At 64.4% G+C, this 12,203-nt stretch carries 14 protein-coding genes and 1 tRNA gene; 6 read left to right on the forward strand and 9 right to left on the reverse strand.

Annotated features, from left to right (window positions below; all coding sequences use genetic code 11):
* Positions 1–16 precede the first annotated feature (16 nt).
* Positions 17–1,681 carry a hypothetical protein gene (locus HW932_RS15275; protein WP_246296856.1) on the reverse strand — a complete coding sequence of 555 codons (1,665 nt, stop codon included), beginning with the start codon at positions 1,679–1,681 and terminating at the stop codon, positions 17–19.
* A gap of 134 nt (positions 1,682–1,815) precedes the next feature.
* Entirely contained in the window at positions 1,816–3,651 is a 1,836-nt protein-coding gene (locus tag HW932_RS15280; RefSeq protein WP_176977358.1) for a PhoX family protein, read from the reverse strand.
* Between the two features lie 209 nt (positions 3,652–3,860).
* Here HW932_RS15280 and HW932_RS15285 point away from each other — a divergent pair, with 209 nt between their 5' ends.
* Positions 3,861–5,048, forward strand: a complete 1,188-nt coding sequence (locus HW932_RS15285; protein ID WP_176977359.1) for a pyridoxal-phosphate-dependent aminotransferase family protein — start codon at positions 3,861–3,863, stop codon at positions 5,046–5,048.
* A gap of 12 nt (positions 5,049–5,060) precedes the next feature.
* Positions 5,061–5,654 carry a thioredoxin domain-containing protein gene (locus tag HW932_RS15290; RefSeq protein ID WP_176977360.1) on the forward strand — a complete coding sequence of 198 codons (594 nt, stop codon included), beginning with the start codon at positions 5,061–5,063 and terminating at the stop codon, positions 5,652–5,654.
* Position 5,655: 1 nt separating this feature from the next.
* Here HW932_RS15290 and HW932_RS15295 read toward each other — a convergent pair whose 3' ends face one another.
* Positions 5,656–5,829, reverse strand: a complete 174-nt coding sequence (locus HW932_RS15295) for a hypothetical protein (RefSeq protein WP_176977361.1) — start codon at positions 5,827–5,829, stop codon at positions 5,656–5,658.
* Between the two features lie 86 nt (positions 5,830–5,915).
* Here HW932_RS15295 and HW932_RS15300 point away from each other — a divergent pair, with 86 nt between their 5' ends.
* A complete protein-coding gene (locus HW932_RS15300; protein WP_343047374.1) occupies positions 5,916–6,098 on the forward strand; it encodes a Na+/H+ antiporter subunit E in 183 nt (60 codons plus the stop codon).
* Between the two features lies 1 nt (position 6,099).
* Here HW932_RS15300 and HW932_RS15305 read toward each other — a convergent pair whose 3' ends face one another.
* Entirely contained in the window at positions 6,100–6,744 is a 645-nt protein-coding gene (locus HW932_RS15305; protein ID WP_176977362.1) for a DUF4126 domain-containing protein, read from the reverse strand.
* 85 nt (positions 6,745–6,829) lie between these two features.
* Here HW932_RS15305 and HW932_RS15310 point away from each other — a divergent pair, with 85 nt between their 5' ends.
* A complete protein-coding gene (locus HW932_RS15310) occupies positions 6,830–7,327 on the forward strand; it encodes a DUF2939 domain-containing protein (RefSeq protein WP_176977363.1) in 498 nt (165 codons plus the stop codon).
* A gap of 24 nt (positions 7,328–7,351) precedes the next feature.
* On the opposite strand, the gene proB is transcribed toward HW932_RS15310, so the two are convergent.
* The 4 genes from proB to rplU all read right to left on the reverse strand — a co-directional run bounded on the left by proB (position 7,352) and on the right by rplU (position 10,352).
* Positions 7,352–8,476 (reverse strand): glutamate 5-kinase, encoded by a 1,125-nt coding sequence (gene proB, locus HW932_RS15315; protein WP_176977364.1) that lies wholly within the window; start codon positions 8,474–8,476, stop codon positions 7,352–7,354.
* A gap of 42 nt (positions 8,477–8,518) precedes the next feature.
* Positions 8,519–9,631, reverse strand: coding sequence for an Obg family GTPase CgtA (gene cgtA, locus HW932_RS15320; protein ID WP_176977365.1), 1,113 nt, complete (start codon positions 9,629–9,631; stop codon positions 8,519–8,521).
* 135 nt (positions 9,632–9,766) lie between these two features.
* Positions 9,767–10,024, reverse strand: a complete 258-nt coding sequence (gene rpmA, locus HW932_RS15325; protein ID WP_176977366.1) for a 50S ribosomal protein L27 — start codon at positions 10,022–10,024, stop codon at positions 9,767–9,769.
* Positions 10,025–10,037: 13 nt separating this feature from the next.
* A complete protein-coding gene (gene rplU / locus HW932_RS15330) occupies positions 10,038–10,352 on the reverse strand; it encodes a 50S ribosomal protein L21 (protein ID WP_012971351.1) in 315 nt (104 codons plus the stop codon).
* Positions 10,353–10,614: 262 nt separating this feature from the next.
* On the opposite strand from rplU, the gene HW932_RS15335 reads away from it, so the two are divergent.
* Positions 10,615–11,583, forward strand: coding sequence for a polyprenyl synthetase family protein (locus HW932_RS15335; protein WP_176977367.1), 969 nt, complete (start codon positions 10,615–10,617; stop codon positions 11,581–11,583).
* 15 nt (positions 11,584–11,598) lie between these two features.
* Positions 11,599–11,675, forward strand: a tRNA-Pro gene (locus tag HW932_RS15340).
* 198 nt (positions 11,676–11,873) lie between these two features.
* On the opposite strand, the gene HW932_RS15345 is transcribed toward HW932_RS15340, so the two are convergent.
* Positions 11,874–12,125 (reverse strand): hypothetical protein, encoded by a 252-nt coding sequence (locus HW932_RS15345; protein WP_176977368.1) that lies wholly within the window; start codon positions 12,123–12,125, stop codon positions 11,874–11,876.
* Positions 12,126–12,203: the final 78 nt, after the last annotated feature.

Genomic DNA, 12,203 nt, shown 5'->3' on the forward strand with positions numbered 1-12,203 from the left:
CTGGCTACACGGGCGTTCAGTAGCCCAACAGCGGCTCCTCGACCCCGGTCGGGGTGTTCTGATCGACCCAGGGATGGACGTTGAAGCCGGCCGTCTCGATCATGGCATCACGCCCCTCGATGAAGCTCTGTTCCCGGACGATGACCCGATAGGCCTTGTTGAGCTGCATGGCGCGCTCGGGCGAGGCATAGAGCAGGACGCTGATGTCTTCACGCAACCGTTCCAGCATCTCGGGCTTGAGTTCGCCATCAGCGCTGAAGAAACGTTCGCGCACCTCGCGGTTCTGGCGGAACTCGTCGCCCGCGCCATTGGCCGCTAGATAGAAGGCATACTCCGGCTCGCCATCGCGCCGCAGAGGCTCAGGCAGGCCGTCGAGCCCCTTCTGGCTCCAGTGATGCCAGCCGCGTTGGAAGCCGTCGGCCTCGAAGCGGCGCGGAAAGGCGAAGCTCGAATCCGTGGTCGCGCCCATGCCGCCGTGACAGCCGACACAAAAGGCCAGTTCCTCATAGCTCTGCGGACGCAACTGTCCCTCGGCATCTTCAATCAGCGCCGAATAGACCCAGCCCTGATCGTTGCTGACTCCGGATTCGAGATTGCCCCGGAAGACGCGCACCCGATCCGGGAAGTCGTGCTTCTCCTTGGTCTCGGCGGCCATGCGGCTGTCGAGTTCGGCATAGGTCATCCAATAGCGCTTCCTGGCGTGGCGCACTTCCTTCATGCGCGCGGCGAGCTGGTTGTCGCCCGATTCGTCGACGTCGATATAGCGCACCGTATGCAGGAACTCGGTGCTTTCCGGATAGAGTCCGGCAGCCAGATGCACCCGCCCGGCGCGCTGTTCTTCGAGCGCCTGACCGACGTACCACATCAGACGCCCCTCGCGCGGCGCCCAGTCGTAGCGCACCCATTCGGCGGTACCGATGGCACCGTCGCGATCGAGATCGACCCCGCCGAGCGCGGCCTCGTCGACCGGCTCGATGGCGATGTCGCGCCGACGGATCAGTGACTCGACGATGGCCAGATTGGTCTTGTAGACGGCGCGGTCGAACTCGCCGGCCAGGTTGCGCTGGAAGGATGCGGCGAGTCGGATGAGCACGTCGTCGGTCGAGCCGTTGGTCGGCCAAAAGGTGCCGACGAAGGGGTAGTAGCCGAAGGCACGCCAGCCGGTCGGCCGACCCTCGGGGTCGAGATCGAAGCCCTCGTCGTCGAAGCGGAAATAGGCATCCGGGACATAGCCGTCCCAGCGGCCGTTGTCGTCGTAGTCCCAGTCCTCGGGCGGCTCGGCCAGGCGCTGGGCGGGGATGATGCGACCCTCGGCATCCAGATAGTTACTCTGGCGGATGTAGTCGCGCATCTCGTCATCGCCGATCGCCGCGATCGCGGCGCGCCGATCCTTGTAGAGATTCTTCCAGGGATTTTCCTCGGCCGGCGCCGGAAAACTGAAGGTCAGTTGCAGATCAGAGTCGTTGAGATAGTTGGGCGCCTGCGACTGGGTGTGACAGGCATAGCAGGGATTGTGGATCCGCCCATGATCGTCGGTCGTCTTGGTATAGCACTGCGAGACGATGTGGGGCGTCTCGTTCTTGAGGATGCGCTCGTCGAGTCCGGCGCTCGGCGCCGAGCCGGCCCAAGACAGGCCGAGCAGGATCGAGAGCATGGCGGGAAAGCGGGATGGAAATGACATGGCAGCGGTACCGATTGACGCGAACGGCCTCATGCTTCGAATCGAGCGGCAAAAACTCCCGCCGTCGCCTCGGATCGGCACGCGACCGATCCGAGGCGACGTGGAAGTCCCCCGACTTCAAAGATGAGCGAAGATCACTTGTTCATGGCCGGAAAGACGAAGTAGCCGGTGTAGGCCGAGAGCTGACCGGGTTCTTCGAGCTTGTCGGCATCCGACTCGCCATAGGGATGCTGGACGACCGACATCAGATAGGCAAAGCCGTTGATGTCGGGATAGAAGTACGGCGACGTGGTCTCGGAGCCGTAGGGCGTGGTCTGGATGCGGGTGAGCCGTCCGGAGTTCAGATCGTAGGACCAGATCATGTCGTTCTGATGACCCGACCCGGTGTCCTCGCCGATGATGAGTGTGTTGTAGCCCGGCATGTAGGTGACATTGTCCGGATTGGCGAGGCCGTTGACATCACACTTGTTGATCCCGTCATAGTCGGCCGACTCGGCGCCAGCGCCATAGTCCATGGTCAGCGGGGTACCGGCGACGAGCGGGAACATGTCGACGGCCGTGTAGTTGCCGTCCAGATGCAGCCCATAGACAGCGCCGCAGACATTGGCCTGAGCCAGTCTCATGTGGTTCGGGCCACCGACGTCGTATTTGTCATAGGCGCCCTGGGCGCGGCCGGCGCGACTGTAATCGAGCATGCCGCGATCGACCTCGGACATCCCGATATAGAGCCGATGACGATCGGAGTCATAGGTGATGCCCTCCATCTTGCGGAACTCGGTGGTGCCGCCCTGCATCGCGGCCCAGCGGCGGGTCTCCAGACGTGAGGCGATGTTCTCGTCCATCCAGTTGACGGCGCCGTCCTGGTTGACGTCGCGCAGCTGGAGACACTGATGATCACCATCCTCGTGTCCGGCGTTGATCGAGGTGAAGCCCTCGGGACAGGTCGGACGCTCGCCCTCGGCCAGCGCGACCGGCTCGGCCTCGTCGAAGATGTCGGCGAAACGATAGCGCTCGATCCAGTCGCGCACCTCGTCGTTGGTGGTCCAGCCGAGATAGATCCAGTTGAGCTTGGCCAGCCCGGCGCCACTGGCGTCCTTCTGGTTCCACTGCGCGACCCAGAGCGCACCGGCGCTCAGATCGCCCGGCTGGCTGGCGACGAAGCGGAACAGTCCGACGTTGGTGCCGTCGTCGGACATGTAGACGGTCTTGCGGTCGGGCATCACATAGCCGAGTTCGAGCGCGATACGGCCCATGGCATAGTGCTTCTCGACCCGCGCCGAGTCGAAGCCGTCGACCTTGACCTCGACCGGCCAGCCATAGTCATAGGGATTCATGACCGAGCCGGCCTCGGCGGGCGTGGCGCCGAAATAGGTCGCCATGGCGGCGTTGTACTCGGTGATGGCGCCGTCGCGCCACTGCTTGGCGTCCGGTTCGTATTCCTCCGACCCCAGATGCGTGCCCCAGGGCGTGACGCTGCCGGCGCAATGGACCCAGCCGCCGTTGACCTGCGAGAAGTCGAGCGGACGGGTGCGCAGCGCGGTCAGATGACCGTTGCCCGGATCCTGGGCCAGTTCGGTCAGATACATGGCTCCGGGACGCGACTCGAAGTGCGAGACCATGTAGAGCTTGCCGTCGGCGCCGCGCAGCAGCGACGCAAAGTCATTGTCGTTGGAGATGTAGGCCGAACCATCCTCGGCGAGCAACGGCCGTCCATCGATGTCGTGGAGCTGGCCGAAGCGGAATCCGTTCGCATCCTGGACGCCGGTCTGGCCGGAGCGCAGGATGGTGTTGTAGCCGAGATCGACTGTCACGCCGTCGACGACGGCCTGGGGCGAGGTCAGGATCGCGCGCTTCTCGGCATCGGTGCGCGGGACAGGCGCCTCACTGAATTGGATGGCGCCTGCCAGGGCCGATGCGCAACAACCGAGCGCCAGGACCGCTGCCACCGCCTGCTTGACTGAAGACTCCATGGTCGTGCTCCGTGGGTTCGAGGTTGGAAAAGACTGGGATTCGAACCGCGAGAGCATAAAGGCGGGTCATGACGTTCGGATGGCCATTCTGTGACGACTGCATGAGTCACCGCGTCGAGCCGTCTCGGAACCTCGGTCGCGCATTGCATACGACCCGGCAAATCGCCTTATACTCGCCGGCCAGTCGATTGATTTCCAGGGTACTGCCGATGACCATTCGTTCCTTCAATCCTCCCGTTCGCACCCTCATGGGTCCAGGCCCGGCCGACGTCCACCCGCGCGTGCTCGCCGCCCTCGCCCGCCCGACCATCGGTCATCTCGATCCGGCCTTCGTCGGCATGATGGACGAGGTCAAAGACCTGCTGCGCACCGCCTTCCGTACCCGCAACGCCCTGACCATGCCGGTCTCGGCCCCCGGCTCGGCGGGCATGGAGACCTGCTTCGTCAATCTGGTCGAGCCGGGCGACGAGGTCGTGGTCTGCATCAACGGCGTCTTCGGCGGCCGCATGAAGGAGAACGTCGAGCGCGCCGGTGGCGTACCCATCGTCGTCCAGGGCGCCTGGGGCCGCGCCGTCGATCCCGATCAGGTCGCCGACACCCTCAAGCGCCACCCCAACGCCCGCCTGCTCGCCTTCGTCCAGGCCGAGACCAGCACCGGCGCCCAGTCCGACGCACGCACCCTGGCCGAGATCGCCCGCCGTCACGATTGTCTGACCATCGTCGATGCCGTGACCGCGCTCGGCGGCTCGCCGCTGGAGGTCGATGCCTGGGGACTGGATGCGGTCTATTCCGGCTCGCAGAAATGTCTGTCCTGCGTGCCCGGACTGGCGCCCGTGACCTTCAACGAACGCGCTCTGGAGAAGGTCCGTGCGCGTAAGACCAAGGTCCAGAGCTGGTTCCTGGATCTGAATCTGGTCATGGGCTACTGGAGCGGCGAGCAGAAGCGCAGCTATCACCATACCGCGCCGGTCAACGCCCTCTACGCCCTGCACGAATCATTGGTGATGCTGACCGAGGAAGGCGTCGAGGCGGCCTGGAAGCGTCACGCCCATCATCATCTGGCCCTGCGCGCCGGACTGGAGACCCTGGGCCTTGAACTGATCGTTCCCGAGTCCGAGCGTCTGCCCCAGCTCAACAGCGTCGCCGTGCCGGCCGGTATCGATGAAGCGGCGCTGCGTGCGCGCCTGCTGTCGCGTTACAACCTGGAACTGGGCGCCGGACTCGGCGATCTGGCCGGCAAGGTCTGGCGCATCGGACTCATGGGCTACAGCAGCCGTCCGGCCAACATCCTGCTCTGTCTGGGCGCCATGGCCAGCGAACTGGACGCCATGGGCTATCGGGCCGACGCGGGCGCGGCCATCGCGGCGGCGCGCGCCGTACTCGACCAAGCGGCTTGAGACCAGCGCAGCATGTTTCTGCCCAATCGTCGGCGTCTCGGCGTGCGTCTGGTCTTCGCGCTCGGGGCGATGGCGCTCTTCGTGGCCGGCTATCAGTGGGGCAATCAGTACAAATTCGGCTCTGCCGATCCGGCCGAGATCCGGGGCGTCCTGATCCAGCCGCCGGGCGAAATCCCGGAGTTCGGTCTGCGCGACCCCTTCGGGCGGCCGTTCGGGCGCACGGATCTGACCGCCGGCTGGACACTGCTGGCGTTCGGGGATCTCGCCGAGGCCACGGGGCAGCGTGCCGCGCAACGCCTGATCGAGACCCGCAACCGGCTCGCCGATCGGCCCGAGTTGATCGAGTCGCTTCGGTTGGTACTGATCCAGACCAGCGAACGGTTGGAGCTGGCACGCGACTTCGCCCGTCTCTCGCCGGCGCTACGACCGCTCGCCGGGTCGGCCGAGTCGATCACGCCTCTGCGCGAGGCGCTTGGGATGGCGAGCGGGGTCGGACCCACGCTGTTCGTGATCGGTCCCGACGCGCGCCTGCGCGCCATCCTGCCCGAGACCGAGAACAGCGCCGACATGGCCGAGGATATGAAGGCGCTGATGACGAGCGATTGAATCAGCGTTTCAGCATCTCCATCAATACCGCGGCCATGAGCTTGGCATCTCCGGCGCTGAGCTTGATCGGCGCCGGTATCGTGCGCGGTTCGGCACCGGCGGGTGTCGCCGTGGCGGGTTTCGCCTTCGGGCGCTGAGTGGCGGGACGAGCGGGTGGAGGAGTGGTCTTGGGCATGGCGGACTCCTGATCGATCCTGAGGCATTATAGACGTGGTCTGACACTCCAGTGAGGTCTGCGCATGGGCCGACCCAAAGCTCCATGTGCTGATCCGCTATCTCGTCATCGTTCGGCTGGCGATTCCGCGTCCAATGCCGGGCACGGTCATGCTGGAGACAGAGGGCGAGGATCTGTACTTCCGTTGGATTGATGTGCGTGAGACGGATCCCGAAACGGCAGGCGAAACGATCAAGGGTGAACTGGAGCGCGCGATTCGGCGGATCTGAATCAGTCGCGCTCGGCGGTGTCCTGGTTCCGGTCCGCCCGCTCGTCCCATCCGCCGCCGAACAGACGCGCGACGAAGCGAAACACCCGTCCCAGCCCACGCCAGACCTTGGGCAGCAACCAGAACAGCAGCAGCACGAAGAGCGCCAGCAGGACGAGAAAGACCGCCGGATGATTGATCGCGATCAGCAGACCAGCCAGGACGCCCACGTCCTCGCTCACAGACGCCGCCCAGTTGGTGAAGGGTTCAGGCGAGGTGTTGATGAGTACGCGCGTGCCCGATTTGGCGGCGTGTGAGGCCGTAGCCAATCCGCCGCCCAGGATGGCCGCCGCGATCTCGGCGCCGGGTCCGAGGTCGCTCATTGCGCCGGCGGCGAGCATGGCGCCGGCCGGGATGCGCACGAAGGTGTGCAGCGAATCCCAGGCGGTATCCACACCCGGCACCTTGTCAGCCACGAATTCGACCAGATACATGAGACCGGCGGCGAACAGCACCAGCGGATCGGTCAGGATGTCGAGCCCGGGCGGCAGTTCCAGACTGCCGTTCGCGCCGAGCAGTCCGAGGATCAGGATGGCGGCATAGAGATTGATACCGCTCGCCCAGGCCGCGCCCAGGGTCAGCGCCAAGGTTTGAGTCAGTTCGTCCAAAGTCGGATCCTCTTGGGGCGGATGGTCGTCAGGTGAATGAATCCAGACGTCCAGTTTTCAATCCAGGCTTTTCGGAACTCACCTCATGAAGCGTATCGCGCTCTTCCTTGTCGTGCTCGTCGTCGTGCTCTACGGCTCCTGGCCCTATTACACCATCTATCGGCTCGATAGTGCCTTGGGTGCCGAGGATGTACAAGCCATCGCCCCCTTCGTCGATCTGTCTACCATCCGTGCCGGCTACAGGGAACAGGCCGGGGCGGCTCTGAAGGACATGATGCCGGACTCATCGCGCGGTGGTGAAAGCGAGCCGCTCGTCGAATGGCTCGCGGAGAGTCTACGTCCGCTCGGTGAAGCGGCGCTCGAACGCACCGTCACGCTCGACTGGGTTCGGTATACGCTGCGAGACGCCGCCCAGCGCGCCACCGACGAACGTCCCGCCTATTTCATCGCCAGCATCGATCACGCCTTTTTCCAGTCCTGGAACAGGTTCGGCATCCGCCTCGGTTCGACCGAGGTCGTGATGCAGCTTCAGGGGTTGAACTGGCGGGTGACGGCGCTCGAAGAGCGCGCCCAGGATCGGTGACAGCTCAGCTGCAATGACCGCCGGTCAGGTCAACACCAGATTGTCGCGATGGATCAACTCCTCGTCGTCGAGATAGCCGAGGATGGACTCGAAACTCGACGATGGACGACCGCGAATCCGCTCGGCTTCATCCGCGTCATAGTTGACCAGACCGCGCGCGATTTCCTGCCCGGCCTCGTCGAGACAGATGACGACCTCACCGCGATTGAAACGCCCCTGCACCGCCTTCACACCCACGGCCAGCAGACTGGTGCCCTTCTCGCGCAACGCCCGCACGGCCCCTGCATCCAGCACCAGCCGACCACGCGCCTGGAGATGCCCGGCGAGCCACTGTTTGCGCGCCGCCTGCGGTCCCTGGAAGGGAATCAGCAGCGTACCGACCGACTCGCCCGCACCGACACGGCTCAAGACCTGCTCGCCCCGCCCAGGCGCGATGATGGTCGGCGTCCCCGAGCGCGCCGCCAGACGCGCTGCGCGCACCTTTGTGACCATGCCGCCGGTACCAAGCCCAGTGACGCTGCCACCGGCAACCTGATCGAGCAGCGGATCACTGACCCAGGTCTCGGGGATCAGCTTGGCGTCCGGATTCTTGCGTGGATCCTGGTCGAAGAGTCCGTCCTGATCGGTGAGCAGGATCAGCAGATCGGCTTCGATCAGATTGGCCACCAGCGCGGCCAGGGTGTCGTTGTCGCCGAAGCGCAACTCGTCGGTCGCGACCGTGTCGTTCTCGTTGATGACCGGGATCACGCCGAGTTTGAGCAGCGTGCGCAGTGTGCTGCGCGCATTGAGATAGCGCGAGCGGTTGGACAGATCGTCGCGCGTCAGCAGCACCTGAGCCGTATGCAGCCCGCGCGCCTGGAAGCAGTCTTCATAGGCCCGCACCAGCCCCATCTGACCGATGGCCGCCGCTGCTTGCAGCTCGTGCAGCGTTTTGGGCCGCCGACGCCAGCCCATGCGCGCCATGCCCTCGGCCACAGCGCCCGAGGAGACCAGCACGATCTCATGGCCGGCCTGACGGCGCGCACTCATCTGCTCGACCCAGGGCGCCAGCATGGCGCGCTCCAGACCCTGGCCGTCGCGCGTCAGGAGCGCACTGCCGATCTTGACCACCCAACGCCGCGTACCTGGAATCCTGTCTCGCGAGATCATGCTGCAACCGCGCTCAGAGTGTTGAAGTTGTCGTATCCGGGTTCAGTCCAGAGGATGCCAGTCGCCGGTCGCCGAGTCGTCGAACTCGTCCCAGTCGGAAGCGCCCACGTCGGACTGGACGCTGCCGGCACTGTCGGGGTCGGTCTTGAGCGCTTCCAGGCGATACATCAGATCATTGATCAGCGTCTCGGTCCCGGCGCCGGTGAGCGCCGAGATGGTATGGACAGGCCCGCGCCAGTCGAGCTGCTCGACGATCTGCGCCCGCCGCGCCTCATAGTCTTCCGGTTCGAGCTGATCGATCTTGTTCAAGACCAACCAGCGTTCCTTGTCCAGCAGGCCGGCGCCGAAAGCATCCAGCTCGGCCTCGATCTTGCGCACCTGATCGGCCGGATCCAGGCTCTCGTCGAGCGGTGCGATGTCGACCAGATGCAGCAGCAGGCGCGTGCGCGCCAGATGCTTCAAAAAGTGAATCCCCAGCCCCGCCCCCTCGGCCGCGCCCTCGATGACCCCCGGAATATCGGCGATCACGAAGCTGCGCCGCTCGCCGACCCGCACCACGCCCAGATTCGGATAGAGCGTGGTGAAGGGATAGTCGGCGACCTTGGGCCGCGCGCTGGAGACCTTGCGGATCAGCGACGACTTGCCGGCATTCGGGAAACCGAGCAGCCCGACATCGGCCAGCAGGATCAGTTCGAGGAACAGATCGCGCCGCTCGCCCGGCGTGCCCGGCTTGGACTGACGCGGCGCGCGGTTGGTGCTCGACTTGTAACGCGCGTTGCCGATGCCGTGGAAACCGCCCTGCGCGACCAGCAGCCGCTGTCCGGTTTCGAGCAGCTCACCGATCAGCTCCTCGGTCTCCTGGTCGAAGACGCGGGTGCCGACCGGAACCGGGACCGTCAGATCCTGCCCGCTGCGCCCGGTCATGTGCTTGCCCTTGCCGTTCTCGCCACGCTCGGCGCGATGCTTGCGCAGATAGCGGAAATCGACCAGGGTGTTGATGTTGTTGTCGGCGATCAGATAGACACTGCCGCCGTCACCGCCATCACCGCCGTCCGGGCCACCCTTGGGGATGTACTTCTCGCGGCGAAAACTCACACAGCCGTTTCCGCCATCGCCAGCCTCGACCCGAATGACGGCCTCGTCGACGAATTTCATAGTTTTGATCTCAAAAAGAAAAAGCCCCGCCCGAGGGACGAGGCTTCGCGATCGGCGCGAACAGCGGGATCGAGACAGGCCGGCGAAGGGTCCGTGGAACCGTCGCGGCAGGCCGCGCGCCGATGCGACGCGAACTCAGGCGCTCTCGACCGTGACGAACTTGCGGTTCTTCGGACCCTTGGTGATGAATTTCACCACGCCGTCGGTCAGCGCGAACAGGGTGTGATCCTTGCCGCAACCGACGTTGACGCCGTTGTGGAAACGGGTGCCGCGCTGACGCACGATGATGCTGCCCGCACGGATCTGCTGGCCGCCAAAGATCTTGACGCCCAGTCGTTTGGATTCGGAATCGCGGCCGTTGCGCGAACTACCGCCTGCTTTTTTGTGTGCCATGGATGCTGACTCCTCAGCCGGCGCTGATGCCGGTGATCTTGACCGCCGTGAACCACTGACGGTGGCCCTGGCGCTTCATGTGATGCTTGCGACGACGGAACTTGATGATCTTGACCTTCTTGGCGCGGCCGTGCGACTCGACGGTCGCCGTCACCTTGCCGCCGGCCAGATAAGGCTTGCCGACCTTTACATCATCGCCATCGGCCACCATCAAGACCTGCTCGAAATCGACACTGTCGCCGGCCTCGGCGGTCAGCTTCTCGATCTTGACCGTGTCACCTTCGGAAACCCGGTATTGCTTGCCACCGGTTTGAATGACCGCGTACATGTTCTGAAGATCCCCAGGAGTGTTCGGATAGGGCCGACGCTCCGCGCCGGAACAAAGAAGCGGAATTCAATCAGAAAATCCTTGTTGGGTCAACGCCCGAAACCGGATTCGGGCGCGAAGGTGCCCAAACGTCAGCAAGCTGTCGACCGGAAGCGCCAAATTGCGTACCCTTGTCGAATCGACAGCCGGGGCGCTCGGCTTGACAGCCTTTCGTCCCCGCCCCTAGCATCCGCCGCCATTCTACGGTAGACACCAGACACGCATGGACCTTTCCAGGATTCGACAACCCGTCGCCGAGGACATCAAGGCCGTCGACGCCTTGATCCTGCGCCGACTCCAATCCGACGTGGTGCTGATCAACCAGATCGGGCACTACATCGTCAACAGCGGCGGCAAGCGGCTGCGTCCGCTCTCGGTGCTGCTGGCCGCGCGCGCCTGCGGCTATGCTGGCGAGCGCCACATCGATCTCGCGGCCATCGTGGAGTTCATCCACACCTCGACCCTGTTGCACGACGACGTGGTCGACGGCTCGGAACTGCGGCGCAATCGCGAGACGGCCAACGTGGTCTGGGGCAACGACGCCAGCGTGCTGGTCGGCGACTTCCTCTACTCGCGCTCGTTCGAGATGATGGTCGATGTCGGCAGCATGCGGGTGATGGAAGTGCTGGCGCACGCCACCAACCGCATCGCCGAAGGCGAGGTGTTGCAGCTGCTCAATGAGCGCGATCCCGACACGGACGAGGCGCGCTATATGGAAGTCATCAGCCGCAAGACCGCGACCCTGTTCGAGGCCGGCACCCGACTCGGCGCCGTGCTCGCCGAGTCGCCGCCCGAGATCGAGGACGCCATCCGCGAATACGGCCTCTGTCTCGGCATCGCCTTCCAGCTCGTCGACGATGCGCTCGACTATAGTGTCGACAATGCTGAGCTGGGCAAGAACGTCGGCGACGACCTCGACGAGGGCAAGCCGACCCTGCCGATCATCCGCGCCATGCAGGTCGGCACGCCCGAGCAGCGCGCTCTGCTGCGTGATGCCATCGAGCATGGCGGACGCGATCGCATCGAATCCGTCACGGCGGCTATTGCGTCCACCGATGCGATCGACTACACTACGCAGCTCGCACAGTCCTACGCGGCACGGGCCAAAGACGCTCTCGAACGTCTACCCGCTTCGCCCGCGAACGACGCACTCGCCATGCTGGCGGATTTCGCGGTCGCTCGCACGTATTGACGGTGTATCGATTCACGGGGTGTAGCTCAGCTTGGTAGAGCGCTGTCTTCGGGAGGCAGAAGTCGCAGGTTCGAATCCTGTCACCCCGACCAATAAAACAGGGACTTACAAGAAACCGGCCATCAGCCGGTTTTTTTGTGAGTGCAGAGTAAGTGCCTGGGCCGGACGATAGAAGTGAGGGTTCCTCACTTCTAAGGCTCGCCAGTGCGAGGGATGCCGCCATTTAGAAATGGGTCGGCAGAATCCCCCTATCGAAGTTCCGATGTGATGCCAGCCTGGGGCGCATCCCCTCAGTGTGGCGCTTCATTCAATTCCAAGCGTCGCTCAATGCGCGCCACGCGCTCGGACAGTCGATCCAGCGCGGCCTGTTGTCGGGCGCTGTTTTCCTCGCCATGAGCGATGTCAGCACGGATGCGGCTGGCGGCGAACTCCAGGCTCGACAGCCGGTGCTTGACCTCGCCAACGTCTTCGGCGATTTGGTCAACGCGGGCGCGGATATGCCGCAGGTGTTCCAGGACAAGGCTCTCGATGTCAGCGGTCATTGGGTGTCTCTCTCGGGTTGTCGGTTGTTTCGAAGCATAACGATCTATCCCTGAGCCACCAGAGGGCGTCACTCCTTC

The sequence above is a fragment of the Allochromatium humboldtianum genome (genome assembly GCF_013385175.1).
Classification (GTDB): Bacteria; Pseudomonadota; Gammaproteobacteria; order Chromatiales; family Chromatiaceae; genus Thermochromatium; species Thermochromatium humboldtianum.